Source organism: Peptoniphilaceae bacterium AMB_02, assembly GCA_036321625.1.
GTDB classification, from domain to species: domain Bacteria; phylum Bacillota; class Clostridia; order Tissierellales; family Peptoniphilaceae; genus Microaceticoccus; species Microaceticoccus formicicus.
The window spans coordinates 2,318,564-2,336,916 of sequence record CP143259.1; the positions used below are offsets into that span (position 1 = coordinate 2,318,564).

General features: G+C 35.1%; 18 protein-coding genes and 1 pseudogene. 4 read left to right on the forward strand and 15 right to left on the reverse strand.

What is annotated here, in order from left to right; all coding sequences use genetic code 11:
- Positions 1-93: 93 nt before the first annotated feature.
- The 4 genes from VZL98_10975 to VZL98_10990 are packed head-to-tail and all read right to left on the reverse strand — an operon-like array spanning position 94 to position 2,785.
- On the reverse strand, positions 94-1,485 hold the full coding sequence (locus tag VZL98_10975) for a sigma 54-interacting transcriptional regulator (GenBank protein ID WVH63201.1): 1,392 nt from the start codon (positions 1,483-1,485) through the stop codon (positions 94-96).
- A 38-nt stretch (positions 1,486-1,523) separates the two neighbouring features.
- Positions 1,524-2,165: an HAD family hydrolase gene (locus VZL98_10980; protein ID WVH63202.1), complete on the reverse strand. Its 642-nt coding sequence runs from the start codon at positions 2,163-2,165 to the stop codon at positions 1,524-1,526.
- A 21-nt stretch (positions 2,166-2,186) separates the two neighbouring features.
- The gene (locus VZL98_10985; GenBank protein WVH63203.1) at positions 2,187-2,456 is read right to left on the reverse strand and encodes a DUF2007 domain-containing protein; all 270 of its coding nucleotides are present in this window, start codon (positions 2,454-2,456) and stop codon (positions 2,187-2,189) included.
- Positions 2,457-2,509: 53 nt separating this feature from the next.
- Complete coding sequence (locus tag VZL98_10990) at positions 2,510-2,785, reverse strand: hypothetical protein (protein WVH63204.1); 276 nt, start codon at positions 2,783-2,785, stop codon at positions 2,510-2,512.
- 290 nt (positions 2,786-3,075) lie between these two features.
- Between VZL98_10990 and VZL98_10995 the strand changes: the two genes are divergently transcribed.
- Positions 3,076-3,651: a hypothetical protein gene (locus tag VZL98_10995; protein ID WVH63205.1), complete on the forward strand. Its 576-nt coding sequence runs from the start codon at positions 3,076-3,078 to the stop codon at positions 3,649-3,651.
- A gap of 40 nt (positions 3,652-3,691) precedes the next feature.
- On the opposite strand, the gene ligD is transcribed toward VZL98_10995, so the two are convergent.
- Positions 3,692-4,441 carry a non-homologous end-joining DNA ligase gene (gene ligD, locus VZL98_11000; GenBank protein ID WVH64567.1) on the reverse strand — a complete coding sequence of 250 codons (750 nt, stop codon included), beginning with the start codon at positions 4,439-4,441 and terminating at the stop codon, positions 3,692-3,694.
- Positions 4,442-4,590: 149 nt separating this feature from the next.
- On the opposite strand from ligD, the gene VZL98_11005 reads away from it, so the two are divergent.
- Positions 4,591-6,006 (forward strand): DDE-type integrase/transposase/recombinase, encoded by a 1,416-nt coding sequence (locus VZL98_11005; protein ID WVH63206.1) that lies wholly within the window; start codon positions 4,591-4,593, stop codon positions 6,004-6,006.
- A 265-nt stretch (positions 6,007-6,271) separates the two neighbouring features.
- Here VZL98_11005 and VZL98_11010 read toward each other — a convergent pair whose 3' ends face one another.
- Positions 6,272-7,177, reverse strand: a complete 906-nt coding sequence (locus VZL98_11010; GenBank protein WVH63207.1) for a DMT family transporter — start codon at positions 7,175-7,177, stop codon at positions 6,272-6,274.
- 185 nt (positions 7,178-7,362) lie between these two features.
- Between VZL98_11010 and prxU the strand changes: the two are divergent.
- Positions 7,363-7,965: pseudogene (prxU, locus tag VZL98_11015) on the forward strand (thioredoxin-dependent peroxiredoxin).
- A 383-nt stretch (positions 7,966-8,348) separates the two neighbouring features.
- On the opposite strand, the gene VZL98_11020 reads toward prxU, so the two are convergent.
- The 9 genes from VZL98_11020 to VZL98_11060 form a co-directional block, all read right to left on the reverse strand.
- The gene (locus VZL98_11020) at positions 8,349-9,566 is read right to left on the reverse strand and encodes an IS256 family transposase (protein ID WVH63208.1); all 1,218 of its coding nucleotides are present in this window, start codon (positions 9,564-9,566) and stop codon (positions 8,349-8,351) included.
- A gap of 372 nt (positions 9,567-9,938) precedes the next feature.
- Entirely contained in the window at positions 9,939-10,853 is a 915-nt protein-coding gene (locus VZL98_11025) for a virulence RhuM family protein (protein WVH63209.1), read from the reverse strand.
- A 147-nt stretch (positions 10,854-11,000) separates the two neighbouring features.
- Positions 11,001-11,537: a ClbS/DfsB family four-helix bundle protein gene (locus VZL98_11030; protein WVH63210.1), complete on the reverse strand. Its 537-nt coding sequence runs from the start codon at positions 11,535-11,537 to the stop codon at positions 11,001-11,003.
- A gap of 181 nt (positions 11,538-11,718) precedes the next feature.
- Complete coding sequence (locus VZL98_11035; GenBank protein WVH63211.1) at positions 11,719-12,615, reverse strand: YafY family protein; 897 nt, start codon at positions 12,613-12,615, stop codon at positions 11,719-11,721.
- Positions 12,616-12,776: 161 nt separating this feature from the next.
- Complete coding sequence (locus VZL98_11040; protein ID WVH63212.1) at positions 12,777-13,913, reverse strand: DUF362 domain-containing protein; 1,137 nt, start codon at positions 13,911-13,913, stop codon at positions 12,777-12,779.
- Positions 13,914-14,082: 169 nt separating this feature from the next.
- Positions 14,083-15,111, reverse strand: a complete 1,029-nt coding sequence (locus VZL98_11045; protein WVH63213.1) for a biotin-dependent carboxyltransferase family protein — start codon at positions 15,109-15,111, stop codon at positions 14,083-14,085.
- Positions 15,098-15,844 (reverse strand): 5-oxoprolinase subunit PxpB, encoded by a 747-nt coding sequence (gene pxpB, locus VZL98_11050; protein ID WVH63214.1) that lies wholly within the window; start codon positions 15,842-15,844, stop codon positions 15,098-15,100. The genes VZL98_11045 and pxpB overlap by 14 nt, the downstream gene beginning before the upstream one ends.
- Positions 15,845-15,859: 15 nt before the next feature.
- Positions 15,860-17,056 carry an NRAMP family divalent metal transporter gene (locus VZL98_11055; GenBank protein ID WVH63215.1) on the reverse strand — a complete coding sequence of 399 codons (1,197 nt, stop codon included), beginning with the start codon at positions 17,054-17,056 and terminating at the stop codon, positions 15,860-15,862.
- Between the two features lie 12 nt (positions 17,057-17,068).
- A complete protein-coding gene (locus tag VZL98_11060) occupies positions 17,069-17,839 on the reverse strand; it encodes a 5-oxoprolinase subunit PxpA (protein ID WVH63216.1) in 771 nt (256 codons plus the stop codon).
- Between the two features lie 239 nt (positions 17,840-18,078).
- Here VZL98_11060 and VZL98_11065 point away from each other — a divergent pair, with 239 nt between their 5' ends.
- Positions 18,079-18,351: an OadG family protein gene (locus tag VZL98_11065; GenBank protein WVH63217.1), complete on the forward strand. Its 273-nt coding sequence runs from the start codon at positions 18,079-18,081 to the stop codon at positions 18,349-18,351.
- The last annotated feature ends 2 nt before the right edge of the window (positions 18,352-18,353 follow it).

Below are 18,353 nucleotides of genomic sequence, written 5' to 3' on the forward strand. Positions count from 1 at the left end.
TCGCAACACTTCTATACCAAAGAAAAGGTTTTCTTGAAAATAGTAACGTTTGCAGATTCGCAACACTTTAATAATCATTGCAAACTTGCAACACTACTCTTCCTCCAATTTAACTTCTATATTATATTTTTTTAACTTTCTAGACAGGGTTGAAGGATGTACACCCAAGGCCTTAGCAGCCTTACGGAGGGATGGAAAGTTCTCCATGGTATCCTTTATAATATATTTTTCATACAATTCTAGAAGGTAGGTTAGTTTAGCTTCTTCTGAATTTTCTAGTATTTCTGTAGAATTCATCATCTGTCTAGAGATTATTTTTGTTGGTAGGTCTTCAATATTAACTTCTTCCTTATTACTCATAATAAATAAATATTCTATCAGATTTTCCAGTTCCCTAACATTACCTGGCCAAGTATGGGATGTTAACGCCTCGGTTGCCTTAGGAGATATGGTTACCGTCCGCTTATATTTTCTATTTAATTTTTCTAGGAAATAGACTATAAGCTCAGGTATATCTTCTCTTCTATCCCTAAGAGGAGGAATGGTAATTGGTATAACATTTAACCTAAAGAATAAATCTTCTCTAAAGTTGCCATCCAGAACTTCCTGTTTTAAATCCCTATTGGTAGCAGCAAGTATTCTTACATCTAGATTTATAGGTTCCTTGCCCCCTACTCTAAATAATTCTCTTTCTTGAATAACTCTTAATAATTTTGATTGAACAGGTAGGGGTAGCTCTCCTATTTCATCTAAAAGTATAGTGCCACCATTTGCTAATTCAAACATTCCTGGCTTACCTTCTTTACCTGCACCAGTAAATGCCCCTCCCTCATATCCAAATAGTTCACTTTCAAATAAATCCTTAGGAATTGCGGCACAGTTCACCTTTATAAAGGGCTCTTCATTTCTAGGGCTGCCTGTGTGAATAAATTTAGCTAATACTTCTTTACCTGTACCTGACTCACCATGGATCAAAACAGTGGTGTCATATCTTGCTACTCTTGATGCTAGCCTCACTGTTTTATCCATTTCCTTAGAAGAGTAAATAAAATCCTTATCCTCAATAACCTGTTCCCTAAGACGTCTTATTTCTTCAGAATATTTAATAGTTAATTTCCTTGTATCTGATAGCTCATTTCTTAGATTGATCAAATCAGTAATATTTCTAGTATTGGAAACTACACCAATTAATTCATTTTTTGAATCCATAATTGGACTTGCAGTCGTTAAAGCTGACTTGCCTGATACATATTTATGAATTGTTGAGACTCTTTTCTTATCCTTTATCACTGTAAGAGATAGTGCCTTGTTTATTATTCCTGCTTCTAATAAATCGTTTAAACTATTACCAACCAGTTCCTTTCTTGTAAGCCCAGTAGTCTCTTCATAAGCATCATTTAAGTAGACTACATATCCCTGGTTATCTGAAATTAATATCCCATCAGATGATGAATCTATAGCTCCTATAATCAATTCTTTATCCATATTGCCCCCCTAATCTTGACTGGTGTCAGACTGACCCCTTAAATCAATTCCTTTATACCATCAATAGCATAATCATAGTCTTCGACTTCACCAAATCCATATCTAGCATATACAAAAGGGATATTGGCAAATTTTGCTGCCCATTGATCACCCTCTGTATCCCCTACATATATAGAAGACTTTAGCTTGTTCCTCTCCATTACTAGCTTAATATTTTCCCCCTTTGAAAGGCCTGTCCTTCCTATATGCTCGAAATCAGTGAAATATATCTCGAATCTGTAATATTTTAAGAAGCTTTCGATATATCCGTGTTGACAGTTGCTTACAATAAATAATTTATACTTTTTTGAAAGCTCTATTAGCACATCTTCAAGGCCAGGATATAGTCTTCCTCCATGGGCCTCAATATACTTCATTTCATTATTGCTGCATTTCTCTTCAATCTCCTTTATTTTATCATCATTTAGATAAAAAAGGAAAGTCTTAAAAATCTTATCAATAGGTGTTCCCATAAAGCCTTCTATATCTTCTTTAGTAAACTTATTTATAACATCATCGTATTTTTCTACCACTTGATTCCATGCTATTAAAATTTCATTGGTGGAATCCCAAAGAGTTCCATCTAGATCAAATATTACACTGTCTAGGTTTTTAATCTTATCTAATATAATAGTAGTCATTTATTTTCTCCTTCTGCTACTTTATTGACCTTCTTTATCCTCAGGAAAAATATCTTCCAATATTCTTGATACCTCTTCCAGCTGGGATTTTTCTATGAATATATCAGACCCAAATACGGATCCACCAGCAAATAATCTCATATAGCCACCAGCTCCACGATCCTTGATAATATATGGGATATTATTTTCTTCTAGCAAGCTCTTAATCGTCAGGAGCTCAAAATCATCATTTGTTGAGCGGAGTAATACCAATTCTATTTCTGAATTATTATCTTTCTTTTTCTTAAACATTAGTCCAAACCACCTTTCATGTTGATATTGCTTAAATAGCAGAACTCTACCAATTAATCATTTAATATTAGGTAGTAAAACTTTACTAGCAAAAAGGACAAGAAGCCTATTAATATAGCAGCAAAAACTCTGTTTAATTTATCCTGAATTATGACAAAAGTAAGAAGGGTAATAGCTAATGCAAGTGAATATATTAATGTATATATGACTATTAAAAATCTTTTTCTATTTCCACTTATATCCTTATCTTTAACTTTCTTAGCCATCCTATCTGGTGTTACAGAAGTAAAGACAATCTCTAGTATAATCTCTAAGAATTCTGTAATCATTAAATCACCTCGTTACATTTAAAAGAACACTTAAACAATAATCCCTTATCTCTATATATTATTCAAAACATCTAATAATCCTTCTTTTTTAATTAAATAATTAATATAGGAAAAGCTTCCAACTATATTTATGAAAGCAGGAATACCTTCATTAGTGTAATGTCATATAGTTCATATAATGATGTAAGGATTAGAAAGTCCATGTGTTTTATTTATTTATTGATAACGAACACTCGTTCTGTTATAGTAGAACATAAGAAATAGAATTTGATTGAAGTAGGGGTGAAAAAATGGAGAGAGCACTAAAGAAGAGATTGATTGCAGTAATTCCCAAATATATAGCTAACCAAGGTAATTGTACACTGATTTATACCGAGGAAGAAAATCCTCTTATTTTAGAAAATACAATTACTACAGTAATGAAGAGAATTGGAAGGCATCATATGGTTGATTTAGATGCAATGAAGGAAAGAAACGGAAAGCTGATAAATGCCTCATACCCTGTCCCCATTTATTTAAATGATCAGGTCCTAATTCCAATTAAGGTGAGGAAGCCCTTTGGGAAAAATGATAAATCCTTTGGTTATGTTAATTTGGAGTATATAGAGAATACCAGACCGGAAAATAACTATACCCTAATACTACTTAAGAATCAAATAGAGATAAAATGCTTATTTAGAAAGGAGACCCTTAATAAGCACATTTCTAATGGTAATATTATAAAGAGCTACTATGAAAAAAGGAGTATAGGCCATTATATAAGTGGAGAAATAAAAATAGCTGAAGAAAACACTTCAATCTACCAGAGTGACAGGACTATTATTAATTTGTATTTGAATACCGAACTCCTTAAAAAGAAAGGTTAAGCCAAGTAAATAACCAAAGGGGACGGTTCCCATTGGTTATTTACTTTAGCCTTTGGTTATTTTGGAAAAAGTCCTTCCATGGATCTTCCTTGTCAATCCTTTGGAGTGCATCCCACATATTGATACCGTCAGGTGCAACGGTGTCTAGCTCATCCCAGGAAATAGGCATTGATACTTTAGCTCCTTTTCTTGCCCTTAGGGAATATGGTGCTATAGAGGTGGCTCCCCTACCGTTACGAATCCAGTCGATAAAGATTCTTCCCTTACGGCTAGCCTTTCTTACATTACTTGTATACCGGTCTGGCCACTTCTTTTCCATAACCACAGCCACAAGCCTTGAAAACTCATAGAAGGCATCCCAGCTAGCAGATGGTTGTAGGGGAACAAGTATATGGTAACCCTTACCTCCACTGGTTTTTAGGTATGACTTCAGGGAAAGTTCAGAGAGAATTTCCTTAACATCCATAACCCCTTGCCTTACTGTAGAAAGATCCATTCCCTCATCAGGATCTAAATCGAATACCATTATGTCCGGTTTATCTAAGTGGTCTACATTACTTCCCCAAGTATGAAACTCCAAGCTCCCCATCTGCGCCTCTGATATTAGGCCCTGTTTACTTTCAATATAAAAGTAATCTTCCGATTTACCCTTTCTATTTATAATAGGTGTAGCTACAGTGCCTTTACCAGCTGAAGCGGGATGTTTCTTATAGAAGCAGGTACCTGATACCCCCTTTGGACAACGGGTATTGTCAAAGATTTTAATGTAAAATCTCTGGCAACCCTTGATTTTTAATCATTTATCTTAATAAAAATATCCACCCCCTAAATAAGGGATAAATAATTTATATTTCTATACAAAAATGGATGACAAATATCCATTTCTTAGTTATAATATCGTCGTCCAAAACAATCTAAACCAGAAAGGAATTGTCATCCATGTACGATATTATAGCTTATTTACTACAATGTATTCAAGTTCAAAACAATATTATTTTATATCTTTTATTTTGTTTAGGTGCCATCAAGGCTTCTAAGCAGCTTGATGAGCCAGTTGATAAGCCATACCGTAAACTTAAAGTTGATGATATGCCTATCTTTGATAAGGTCAAAAAGCACGATTACAAGGACCTTCTTAGAAAACATATACTGGATAAGGGTAAGGAGCTTAAACCTGTAAATTCTAAAGTTCCTGTTCCTGAATCTATTACATGCCCTTGTTGTGGTGCACCCCACATTTATATTTATGATAACAATGGTGGTAAAGGCCAATTTAAGTGTAAAGTCTGTAAGTCTGTTTTTAACCGTAAAAACTTTTTCTCTAAATCTGTAATTTTAAGGTGTCCTCATTGCAATAAGACTCTTGATCCTATTAAAGACCGCAAATTCTTTGTTATCTACAAATGTAAGAATAATGATTGTTCTTTTTATGTTAAAAACCTTAATTCTTTATCTAAAGATCAAAAGGAACTATTCGAAGAAAAACCTCATACCTTTAAAATGCGATATATTTACAGAGCATTTAATATTGACTTTAAGCCTTTATCCAGGATTTCTCCCGTTAAAGGTTCTGTTGCTTTACCTAAAATTTATGCTTCTAATCATGTTCTTGGTCTTGTCTTGACCTATTATGTTAATTATGGTCTCAGTGCTAGAAAGACTGCATCTATTATGAAGGATATACACCAGGTAAATATCTCTCATCAGACTGTTCTTAATTACGCTAATACCGTAAGTGTCATTACCAAGCCATTTGTTGACCATTATCCATATGAGTTGTCAGATTCTATTTGCGGTGATGAAACATACATTAGGGTTAATGGTAAATGGCACTATATCTTCTTTTTCTTTGATGCTGTTAAGAAGATAATTCTTTCTTACCATGTATCTCCTAATCGTGATACTCCATCAGCCATTATAGCTTTAGATGATGTTTTATCTAAATTTAAATATATTCCTAAGCATCTTAATATCATTGTTGATGGTAATCCTATTTACCTTCTAGCCCAACATTTCTTTGCACAGAATGACATTTTCTTTGATGTTTCTCAGGTTATTGGCCTTACTAATGAGGATCCTGTTTCCAAGGAACTTAGACCTCTTAAGCAGATTATTGAACGTCTTAACCGTACCTTTAAAGGAAATTACAGGTCATCTCATGGATTTGGTGCTGAACATGGCTCAGTTACCTTTGTTACATTATTTGCTGTCTATTTTAACTTTCTTAGACCTCATGCATCATTGGAAGCTAGTGTGCCAGTTGTTGTTCCTGAACTGGAGGTACTCCCAAATATGCCTGCAAGATGGATCAAATTAATACAGCTTTCCGAAGAATACATATCTTCCTGTGCTTAAAAGTCTTGTTTTTAGATTCTTGAGCCCGAAACAGCAGCCACCGAAGGCTTGCCCTTGACAAAAATGTTTAAGAAAATGCTACAATGAACATTTCAAGGGCTATTTGTGTTGTCTTGTTTTTGAGTTCCCTTCGCCCTTGTTAGTTTTCCATCAGCATTTTCTTATTTTTGTCAAGGGTGGCGGTAGAACCAAGACACATTTTGATTATTCCAGTTAGTTTTTTGCCTTTTATTTTTTCATAGAACTTTTTACATTACCATCTAAATTAAGCTCTTTTCGTTTTAGAAAGCGCTACAATTACAACAGAAGTCATTATCAGCGAAAATCCTAGTATATCTATAGGCAAAAACTTCGTCCCCAGGAATACTGAGGAACAGACCGTCGCAGATAGAGGTTCCATAAAAGCAATTGTACTCGCTGCAATTGGTCCTATTTCAGATACTCCTTGTAGATAGAGCGAAAAACCAACTGCTGTGCCCAGGACAACTATAACGATAATTGAGATAATGGTTTTTAAATTAAATACTATGTCATAATTCCAGGGTCTTATAAAGAATAATAAAATTATACCGGCAAATAACATAGCATAGGCATTTACGATTGCACTTCCCCATTTATCTATCAATCTACCGGGCATAACAGTATAGGTCATCATTGCCAGTGCTGACAATAATCCCCAAGTCAGTGCTTCCTTGGATATACTCAGGGTGTTTATGTTTCCTCTAGTAGATACTATAAATGCCCCTGTAACAGCTAATAGGACCCCCAATACTTCCGTCTTGTAAGGAAGTCTCCTTTTGGTTATGCAAACATAAAAAACGATTAGTGTTGGTCCTAGATATTGAAGTACAGTTGCAGTACCTGCATTGGAATAATTTATCGCCATATAATATGTAAGCTGAGATGTAGTAAGCCCAAATAATCCAAAGGCTAATAACATAAAGACGCTATTTCCGTCATTTAGAATATGGGTAATCTTATTCCCGTATTTAAAGAAACTGTAAGATATAAGTATGATTCCGGAAAATAGTAATCTGATATTGGTAATCCATATTGGGGATGCATATCCACCAGAGAATAAATATTGTGCAAAGGTACCAGCTATACCCCAAATTATGGCAGCAGTACCGGTTAGCAAAAGTCCTTTCCAAGCTTTACTTTTCTTTTTCATTCACGCCTCCATAGCTTGATTAAAGCAATTAAGATAATTATAATTTTATCATATTTATAATTTAAAGCAATGAATTCAATTATAATTATAAGGCTTTCTTATGTTATGATTAAGTTTGCTTATACGGGGTATATATTTACAGATTAGTGATAATCATTTTCAAAATAAAATACTGGAGGTATATTATGGTTAAAATTGGAAAAAAGGCACCTGATTTTGAAATAGCTGCATTTTACAAGGGTCAAATTACTCAAGTTAAATTGTCAGATTATCTTGGCAAATGGACGATTTTATTCTTCTATCCCGGAGATTTCACCTTTGTCTGAGTTACTGAATTAGCTGCAGTTGCAGCCAGATATAGTGAATTTGAAGCACTTGGAGCTGAAGTAATAGCTATCTCTTTAGACAGTCCTTTTGTTCATAAGGTTTGGAACGAGCAAGAACTGGCAGAAATGGTAGAAGGCGGAGCACCATTTGTTATGGCAACAGACCCTGCAGGTTCTATAGGACAAATCTATCATGTGTTTGACGAGTATTCATGCATGGATGTTCGTGGTACATTTATTTTAGATCCGGAAGGAGTAGTTGTAGGATACGAAGTATTAACTCCTCCGGTAGGAAGAAATATAGATGAAATACTAAGACAAATTGAGGCTTTCCAACATGTTCATAATGTAAAGAACGAAGTAATGCCATCAGGTTGGAGACCAGGCAAGAAGACATTAAAACCTGGTGAAGATTTAGTAGGAAATGTATGGAAAGAATGGGATGTTAAAGACGCAGAATAGAATTTATTCACTCATCTTTCTAAATAGCAAAAGCAGTAGTTTAAAAACTACTGCCAGACTGAAGACAAACCCTGATTAAAAAGGCAGTGCGAAATAATCTCTGTAAATTATTTATTTCCTATAATTAGTTAATGTTTATGAGGGTGGATTTTACTGCCCTCATTATTTATTTATATATCAAGCTTGATATATTGTCAATTTTTTCTTTGCAGAGCCTGAGGTAAATAATAAGAGGAGCCACCGAAGGGGACCATTGATAAGGGTTCTAAAAAATGGTACACTAAGCCGACGAAGGCAAAATACATACTTATCAGTCTTTGCTTCGCCTTCGGTATTTACCTTGCACCATTTTTTAGGTTCTTTGTCAATGGTGGCGGAGTGTGTTAGTTCTCTAAATCATGCATTATTCTCAATTCTCCTACTATTGATCCCCAACTTCTTAATGGAATATTCCATTTCTTTGCAATTATATTTGTAGCTAAGTATAGTGCTTTCATCAGTGACGTAGCACTTGGGAATACTGATCTATTACGGTTTAACCGTCTGTATGAGCTATTTAAACTCTCTATAGCATTCGTAGTATATATTATTTTTCTAACTTCCTTAGAATACTTAAAGATTGGCGTTATTGAATTCCACTCCCTTTCCCATCTATCCATTGATCCTGGATATTTTTTATCCCATGCTTCAGCTACTTTCAAACGATTCTTATTTGCTACTTCTTCGTCAGGTGCGTGATATATTGTTTTTAAATCATTTGCAAATTGTTTTCTATCTTTGTACGATACGTATTTTAATGTGTTTCTTACCATGTGAACTATACAGGTTTGCCACTCAGCTTTTGGATATGCCGCTGATATGGACTCTTCTATACCTATTAGTCCATCTGAACAGATAATGTAGATATCTTTTACTCCTCTGTTTTTTAGGCTATTTAGGACTCCTAACCAGTATTTACTACTTTCGTTTTGTCCTACATATATTCCTAATACTTCTTTAAGCCCATCTTCGTTTATTCCGAGTATTATATATGCTGCTTTCTTTGATATTAAACCCTCTTCTTTAACAGAAAAGTGAATAGCATCAATGAACACTACAGGATAAGTCTCTGACAGTGGTCTTTTTTGCCAGTCTTCTATTTCCGGCAGAATTTTGTCGGTTATGTCTGAAACCAGTCCATCACTAACTTCAAATCCATAGATATCATAGATTTGTTCAGATATTTGTCTAGTACTCAAACCTCTTGCATACATTCCTATTACCTTATTTTCTATCTCAGATATGTCTTTTTGTCTCTTTTTTACAATTTGAGGTTCAAAGCTTGAGTCTCTATCTTGAGGTACTGATATTTCAGATTCACCCATACTTGATCGTATTCTTTTAGTTTTGTATCCATTTCTAGAGTTTTCATTGTCACTTCTTTGGTTTGTTTCATATCCTAAATGGTGCTCCATTTCGGCTTCTAACATGCTTTCTATAGTATCTCCTAGTAAATCCTTAATAGCATCATGTATGTCCTTTGCCGACTCAATTTCATACTCATTGATTAGATAAGATATGATTTCTTTTTTTCCTTCACTTAATTTTTTTCTTCTTGCCATTTTAAAAAGCCTCCTATGTTATTTTTATTTTAACTAATCATAGGAAGCTATTCAATATTTACAGACTTTTTTTCGCAGTCTCACTTGATACCGCTGATTAGAGCTTTTCTCAAGATTTTTTATTCGTTTACATCGATATTCATCACATTTTTAAAAAAGGATATAGATTTCTTTTTAATGCATTCCCTTATTTTGCATTTACCGCAATGCTCTGGTTTCCCATTATTACTATTCAAACACCACGCGCAAGTTTTTTATGGTAACAGTGTTTATAACAAACCATGGAGTTCATTCCGCATGGAGCAAAGAAAATTATATCAATATTTTCTTTTAGTTTTTTCATAGATGCTCGCTCCATCTGCAATTTCTAATTTAACTTTTATTATCATCACCTTTAGTTTTCTTCGACTTCTTCTCAATCATTTTAATTGTATCCAAATAATGTTTTTCTACTTCCGTCAAAGTTTTTGCTTGGTACTTTCTATATTCAGCTTGAGCTTTATCTATTGCCTGCTGATGACTTACTTTTCCCGGACCATCAAGAAGCTGCTCTCCTGTTGAGGAAAGGATGGCATCGAGATGTGAGATATAGTCTTTCATATACATGGGATTTTTCCTCATCGCTTGAATTTCAGCGAAATCAAAATAACCCGATACCAAGTTATTCAAAACTTTTAGTTCTTTTTCATCCAAGTAATTTTTAGCGATTCTGATATCTTTCAATCTTGGCAACTCGCCTGAAAAAGTAGTTAAGCCCATAAAAGGTTTATCTGCATCCACTCTGTCATAGATAAGCTCAGCTGCAGTATGACCATGAGCAGCAAAGTGTAATTTATTTTGCACAATCTTAAAGAATTGTATAGACTCATCACTTTTAGGGTCATAGTCCACACTGGTAGCATATAAATCTAATACTTGACGATACATAACCTTTTCAGAAGATCGAATATCACGTATACGATCTATTAGCTCTTTCCAGTAATTTCCGCCACTGAGCTCCTTGAGCCTTTCATCATCCATGGTGAATCCTTTGAGCATATATTCTTTTAATCGCTCAGTTGCCCATATTCTAAAGCGCGTAGCAACGGAAGATTTGATTCGATATCCTAAGGAAATAATCATATCCAGATTGTAATAGAGAATCTGTCTCGTCACTTCCCTATTGCCCTCTTTTCGAACCTGTCGGAATTCCCGACAGGTTGAATTTCGATCTAATTCCCCTTCAGAATATATGTTACCTATATGTTCAACAACATTGGTTCTTGAAGTCTGAAATAGCTCAGCCATCTGTTGTTGAGTCAGCCAAATTGTTTCGTCCTCAAGCTTCCACATCTATATGTGTTAATCCATCTTCTGATTGATAGATTATAATTTCTCCGTTATTTTTATCTTCCATTGGTCAGCTCCTTTTTTGTTTGACATCAGGGTCTATTCTTATTTACAATTCTTTTTATGAGCCTTTAACTTCTTCATAGCCCAATCATAATGGCTAGCTGTAGCACTTACAAAATAGGAACCAAGGGTACTGCCGCCTACCCAAGGAAATACATCCTTGGTAAATAGCTCTTTGTCTGAAAAAGTCTCTGCAAGTTTCATTACGTCATTGTGTGATTTCTTATACATTTTTTCTGCGTCTTCTAAGGACGTATCTTGATGTTTCTTCCAAAACTCCACATTCATGTCACCATAGGTTTTCCAGTTATAGGGTGGAATAAGAAAAGGTCTGTCTTCACCTTTCATATTTGAAGATACCCAATTAAGTAATAGTTGATGCCATTCATAAAGGTGAATGAGAATGTCCCTGAGATTCTTATCTCTTTTCCAATGGGCTTCTTTTTTCTTTACATCGGACGAAAAATCAAAAGGTGTATTAAATTCCTTTTCTGTCATAGTGGCAATGAGGTCATTTAGCTTCTCAAAATTAATTTGAGATGCACTAGTTAAATCGGTTTTTGATGTTGGTCTAGCCATGATAATCCTCCTTTTCCTCTCATAGCAATATAATTCATTTTCGGAATATTCACTATCCAGGGTACTTTTTTTGCTCGATAGATGTCTTTGTACTCTTTTAAAAATCAAATATCATTTCATTTCCTATATTCATTTTTCTAATTTCATTATACAGAAATATATATGACAACTGACTGTCATATTATAAATAGTTTTTTATACTATCTTCTAATCTCTGTCTAATGATATTTTTGATTGAAAGAGGTTCTATTACAGTAGCAAAAGACCCAAAAGATAGAATATAGCTATAAACCCATTCATCCTCAAGAAAATTCATTGTAACGATAAAACTTCCATCCTGATTTTCTACAATATCACGTTCGGAAAACTCATCAAGAACTCGATATGCCGCTTCTTTTTCAACCCTCATTAGAATTTTGATTGCTCGACTAATACATTTATTATCAGGGTAAATACTTAAATCTATGTTTCTATTAGTGAACTTAACATCTTCGATTGACACATTTCTCATTCTGCTAAACCTAAAAATTCTTAATTCCTTTTTCTTAAGACAATATGCTTTTAGATACCAATTCTTTTCTTTAAACCAAAGTTTATAGGGTTCAACGGTTCTTTTACTTCGTTTATTTAGAGATGATAAATAATCAAACGAAAGTAGCCTCTTCGAGATAATTGCTTGTTTCGATTTCTCAAACTGATCTTTAATTAAACTTCCCCAATTATCAAAATCAATTTCATAAAATCCTTGATTCTTATCCCCCAAAAATACGGATAGTTTAGAGAGCGTATCATCTACAGACGATTCATCAATAGCGTTTAAACTCTGTAGAGCGGACAGTATATTAATTTTTTCTTCTTCCGTCAGTAGTGTTTTATTGAGAACATAGTCAGGTAACAGTGATATTCCACCATTTTTACCTTTGCTCATATAGATCGGTATGCCAGCAGCTGAAAGATCTTCTACATCTCGATAGATAGTTCTAGTAGATACTTCAAATCGATCAGCCAATTCTCTAGCTGTGATTCTATCCTTATCAAGAAGCAAATATACTATTTCAAAAAGTCTGTTTATCTTCATCGACCCACCCCCAATAATAGTATATCACTTAATAGGACAAATGGATGTCATATTAAATCAAGGGATAACTGATGTACTCATTAGAATCCTCTTAGAACTTCCAAAAAACTCAAACTGCCACACCAGTTTTCTATAATTTCAAGCTGTCTCTTATTTGTTTTTTATCTTCCACTGAACATTTTTGCTAGAAGAGGTTTTTTTATGGCTATTGCGCGGTAAGGGCAAACTTCGTGACAGCAAAAACAGCTGATACATTTTTCCGTTTCATAGATAGGATATCCCGATGTATTCATAGTTATTATTTTAGCCGGACAAATGTCTTCGCATTTCTTGCATTTTACACATTTATTGTGTATGAAAACCGGTCTATATTTCATGTTTTTAATTATTAACTTTTTGATGAGTCCAGGGACCCAATTTGGCATAAAGCTAATGTCTATGGAATCAGGAAGTTTATAGGCTTTTACTTCATCCTTATCTACATCTGTTATTACCTCATAGTCTCCTATTAATCCTCTAAGTCTTGAATTAATCAGAGTCGGTATTAGTTTTTCTTCTATTCCCACCAAGTTTGATGCATATGCATCAAGGGCAAAAGGAGATTTAGATCCGAAGATTATCCCTGTTTTGACTACATCTCCTCCCGACGGTCCATTGCCTTCCATGCCTTCTATTCCATCTATAATGGAGAATACAGGATTTATATATTCACAAATATCTACAATATGACTTCCGAATAGTGATTTTTCGCTGAGTTTAAAATGATGGTTTGCCTTTATAAGTCCGGGAATCGCTCCATATAGATTTTTTACTGCACCTGTATATGTCATCATTCCATGTGTTTTGAGTTTTGCAACATTTATTACATAGTCAGCATCGAGTACTGCGTTTAATAGTTCAAATTTTTTTAATGTACTGGATCTTTCTAAGTTAACTTCTCTTGAACTGAAGTCATAGTTTAATTCTGCTCCAGTTCCTTCGACTGCCTCATTCATTTTACAGGCATTATAAACAGACCGCATATATGCTTCATTTAGCGGTCCTCCAGGCGAGTCTGCCACTATTACTTTCATCCCAAGTTCTTCCAGTAGTAATATAAGTTCATGTACTATTACCGGATTGGTGGTAACGGCATATTTAGGATCCTTGCCCATAAGTAGGTTTACCTTTAAAAGTACGGTTTTACCCGGTATCAGTTCTCTTTTCAATCCTGATTCATCTAGTATACGCTCCAGTACAATTCTAACGGAATCATCGTATTCCTGACACTTGAATGCAAAAACGCTATTTAAACTCATTTATAACTCCCATTTTTTAGATTTACCAACATTATCCTAATATTTGATTAGATTGTATCCTTAATTTACAATATTATCAAGCATACAATTATTACAACCAATACTATATTATAAGTTCTTTATTGATAAAAAAAGATCACGGAGTCCGTGACCTTTTCTTACGCGTATTTTAAATTATTTCTCTGACATTTACGGTAAACTCATTTTCTCCCATTCTAAATTTCATATCTTGGACTGCTCTAAACTCATAACGGTTATCTTTAATGAATTCAGCTATTTCTTTCAGTTTATTTTCACTGTCAATATAGATTTTTTGAGCTTCGTCAATGTCAATTATTTCAAATTTAAGTTTATTTCCGGGAACCATCTGTCCCAAAACGCTCAAATCCGGTGTAATTACTGTTGCAATTTTAGTATATCCACCTGTTGTCTGTCTATCTGCCATCATCAATATGGGTGAGCCGTGTCCAGGTACTTGTACCGATCCAAATACTATCCCGTCTGAGATAATATCAGCAGATTCATTGTGTTCTATCTTGGGTCCTTCCAATCTGTATCCCATTCTATCCGCTTCAGATGTGATTGTGTATTCTGATGTGGAAAATACTTTGATGGCTTCATCGGTAAAATAATCGTCCTGTGGTCCCAAGACCACCCTTATTGTATTTTCAGTTTTATATTCCATGGAGTATTTCTGAGGAAGGTATGATCCTGAATCAGGTAGCACTCTATTACCCAGTTCTATGGTGTCGCCTGCTTCGAGTTTTCTTCCTTCGAAGCCTCCGATTTTACCTCTAGTAAAAGTGGATTTACTATTCATTATAATCGGAACATCTATTCCTCTGCTAAATCCAATATAAGATCTTAATCCGGCTTTTAGTCCTTTAAAGCTCAGTATATCATCCATCTTCACATGAACTGAAGTCCACATAGTCACAGGTTTTCCATTTAATAATGGCTGCATATCTGCACCTGTTACCGCAATTACTTCATCACAGTTGAATTTAATTTCGGGTCCCATCATGGTTATCTCAAGAACTGCCTCATCTTCATTTGCATCTACCAAAAGATTGGCAACCCTAAGTGCAAAATGATCCATGGCTCCGGCTACAGACATTCCGAATCTTTGAAAACCCCATCTTCCCAGGTCTTGAACAGTAGTAAATAATCCCGGTTTAATAATTTCAATTGTTCTCACGAACTTCACCTCCATGGATTATGTTTACCACATATTCTCCTTTGTCCACCTGTTCTTTTATTCTCAAGTATTCCTCTTCATCAACCGGAACAAATCTTACATAGTCTCCGGCATTGAGCAAGATTGGCGGTTCAGCCATTGGATCATATAGTTTTACTGGAGTTCTACCTATTAACTGCCATCCACCGGGGCTATCGATTGGATATATGCCGGTTTGTTTTCCTGCAATGCCTGTTGATCCTGCAGGTATGACGGTCCTTGGCACTTCAAGTCTAGGTGTTTCTATTCGGTCATCCATTCCACCCAAGTATCCAAATCCCGGTGTAAATCCAAGCATATACAATAGATAATCTGTACCTGTATGAATTTCTATAACTTCACTTTCACTGAGATTATTATGTTCGGCTACATGTGCGATATCAGGTCCATATTCACCACCATATACAGTTGGCAGCTCAACTATTCTCACATCACTTGAACCCGATTCTCCAATGTTTAAAGCGATTTCTTTTAAAAGTTCTACCATGTCATGATATTTAATAATAGACGGATTGTAACTGATGAGTATTGATCTATAAGTTGGCAGAATTTCCTCGACTCCCTCAGGCGTATTATTGTCTAATAGTGCTACCATCCCCCTGATTTTAGCATTTATCTCGGGACTAATCGAGTTTCCAAATTCCATGAGTACCGACTTATCACCTGCAGGTATATATTTAATTTCACTATACATATTTCACCATCTCTTTTATGCAAACAGATTCTTAAGTCCTGACAATGATCTGACTCCTAAGAATAATGAAGCAGCTACTACTATTATTCCAAGAATTAAAAGCCACTTAGGATGTTTATATTCACCCACAACCTTTTTATTGCCGGAAGCAAGGAGAACTGTACCTAATGTCAATGGCAATATCAGTCCATTCAAAGATCCCGCTAATATAAGTAATTTAACCGGTCTTCCTATAGTTATAAAGATTATTGTAGATATTGCAATAAAACCGATTATCCATTTATTCTGATTATCCTTAACAATTGGTGAGAAACTAGTTAAGAATGATACTGAAGTATAGGCAGCTCCTATTATGGAAGATATTCCCGCAGCCCATAGTACTATACCGAAGAATTTATATCCTATGTTTCCGGCAGCCAGTTGAAATGCTGAAGCTGGTGGATTTGCCGGGTCTAGTTGTAGTCCTTTAGATACTACTCCAAGAACAGCTATAAAAAGTAATACTCTCATCAAGGTTGCTATTCCCATACCGGTTAAAGCCGATCTATCAATCTCTTTAAGTCTATCTTCTCCAGAAATTCCTGCATCCAGTAGTCTATGTCCACCTGAAAACGTAATATATCCTCCAACAGTTCCTCCAAGTAGAGTTACTATTGCGAAGATAGGTATTTGATCAGGTACAAAAGTTTTTGATATTGCCTCCCCAACAGGTGGTGAAGTTGAGAATGCAACATATCCAACTAGTATTATCATTGCTCCACCTAGTACTTTGGTTAAGGTATCCATTGCTTTTCCGGCTTCTTTAGATAAGAATATTCCAATAGCTATGATACCGCATATACCAGCCGCAATCTTTGTATCAAGCCCGAAGATTACATTTATTCCGAGTGCTGCTCCTCCTATATTTCCTATATTAAATGCCAATCCACCCAGGGCGACCAGAAATGCTACAAAATGTCCGAGTCCGGGTAGTACATTATTTGCTATATCCTGGCCTCTCATGCCGGATACTCCAATTATTCTCCATACGTTTAACTGCGCAATAAGCGACATAATTACCGAAACCAGAATTACAAAACCAAAAGTAGCTCCAAGATCGGAAGTAAATGTTGCAGTTTGTGTTAGGAATCCAGGTCCAATAGCGGAAGTTGCCATTAGGAACGCTGCTCCTAAAAGTATAGATAAACTCTTATCCTTTTTATTATCAACCAATTAAATGTCCTCCTATAAAAATTCTCTTAAGCTTTTTACTTCTATCCCCTCTGAGATTAGGTTCTCTCTAATGACACGTACGAATTCAACCGCCTCAGGGTTGTCTCCATGTACACAGATTGAGTCCGCTACGATTTCAATCTCACTTCCATCAGCTGCGACTACTTTTCCTTCGAGTACCATTCTTTTAATTCTTTCTATGGCAACATTTTTATCGTGGATTACTGCTCCGGGCAGTTTCCTGCTTACTAAAGTACCATCAGAGTTATACGCTCTATCGGCAAATACCTCTTGTGCTACTCTTAAGCCTCTTTCTTTTGCTCTTTTGGCAATATAGCTTCCAGAAAGTGCAAGTAGGATGATATTCTTATCTACATCTAAAATACCGCTAATTACTTCCTCCGCCAATTCCGGTTTGACACAGGCAGTATTGTAGAATGCACCGTGTAACTTAACATGTTGTATCTTCTCGCCATGAGCAGCTGCAAAAGCACTTAATGCACCTAATTGATAGATCATGTAAGCCCTTGCTTCGCTAGGAGTTACATCTAAATTTCGTCTACCAAATCCCATTAAGTCAGGATATCCGGGATGAGCTCCTACTGCAACATTGTTTGCAACAGCCTCTTTCACGGTTTTCTCCATAATCAACGGATCGCCTGCATGCCATCCACATGCTAGATTTACACTAGTGACATGCTTAATTACCTCTTCGTCAAGACCCATTACATATGCTCCAAAACCTTCTCCGATATCAGAGTTTAAATCAACTACGCCTTTCAATAATCTCCCTCCATTCTTACTTCAGCTCAATAGTTTTATTCTTCTAATATTTTTAGATTAGAATATAAATCATTTATCTATTAACTGAAGATAAACTTGATATTTTAATTATATCAGTAATCTATCTTTTTTGCTATACTTTGGTAGTGTGTTAGTATGTATTGCTATCTTTGTATTAACATATTTAATAATATGTACTATAATAGATTTATAATTAAACATAATAATGAGGTGATCCTATGACCAGAATTAGTCTACTTGAATCGGTAGTAGTTGCTGTCATCAGCATGTTGGTTGTTTTTGCGGTTTTAATGCTTATTGCATTCTTAATTTATACTTTAAATATAATAAGCTCGAATTTGCAAGAAAAACAAAAACCTACCGAGACTGTTAGAGAAATTCTGTCTATCAGTGACGAAGAGACTATTGCCATTATTTCCGCAACTTTAGCTGCATACCTGGGAGCGGAACTATCAGATTTCAAAATAAGAAATATAAGAGGTCTTGATTGAGT

Coding starts and splice junctions, on each gene's coding strand:
- VZL98_10980 (WVH63202.1), bottom strand. CDS start 2,165: ATGACTACTATTATATTAGATAAGATTAAAAACCTAGACAGTGTAATA.
- VZL98_10990 (WVH63204.1), bottom strand. CDS start 2,785: ATGATTACAGAATTCTTAGAGATTATACTAGAGATTGTCTTTACTTCT.
- VZL98_11065 (WVH63217.1), top strand. CDS start 18,079: ATGACCAGAATTAGTCTACTTGAATCGGTAGTAGTTGCTGTCATCAGC.
- VZL98_10985 (WVH63203.1), bottom strand. CDS start 2,456: ATGTTTAAGAAAAAGAAAGATAATAATTCAGAAATAGAATTGGTATTA.
- VZL98_10975 (WVH63201.1), bottom strand. CDS start 1,485: ATGGATAAAGAATTGATTATAGGAGCTATAGATTCATCATCTGATGGG.
- pxpB (WVH63214.1), bottom strand. CDS start 15,844: ATGTATAGTGAAATTAAATATATACCTGCAGGTGATAAGTCGGTACTC.
- VZL98_11030 (WVH63210.1), bottom strand. CDS start 11,537: ATGGCTAGACCAACATCAAAAACCGATTTAACTAGTGCATCTCAAATT.
- VZL98_11025 (WVH63209.1), bottom strand. CDS start 10,853: ATGGCTGAGCTATTTCAGACTTCAAGAACCAATGTTGTTGAACATATA.
- VZL98_11010 (WVH63207.1), bottom strand. CDS start 7,177: ATGAAAAAGAAAAGTAAAGCTTGGAAAGGACTTTTGCTAACCGGTACT.
- VZL98_10995 (WVH63205.1), top strand. CDS start 3,076: ATGGAGAGAGCACTAAAGAAGAGATTGATTGCAGTAATTCCCAAATAT.
- VZL98_11005 (WVH63206.1), top strand. CDS start 4,591: ATGTACGATATTATAGCTTATTTACTACAATGTATTCAAGTTCAAAAC.
- VZL98_11035 (WVH63211.1), bottom strand. CDS start 12,615: ATGAAGATAAACAGACTTTTTGAAATAGTATATTTGCTTCTTGATAAG.
- VZL98_11020 (WVH63208.1), bottom strand. CDS start 9,566: ATGGCAAGAAGAAAAAAATTAAGTGAAGGAAAAAAAGAAATCATATCT.
- VZL98_11040 (WVH63212.1), bottom strand. CDS start 13,913: ATGAGTTTAAATAGCGTTTTTGCATTCAAGTGTCAGGAATACGATGAT.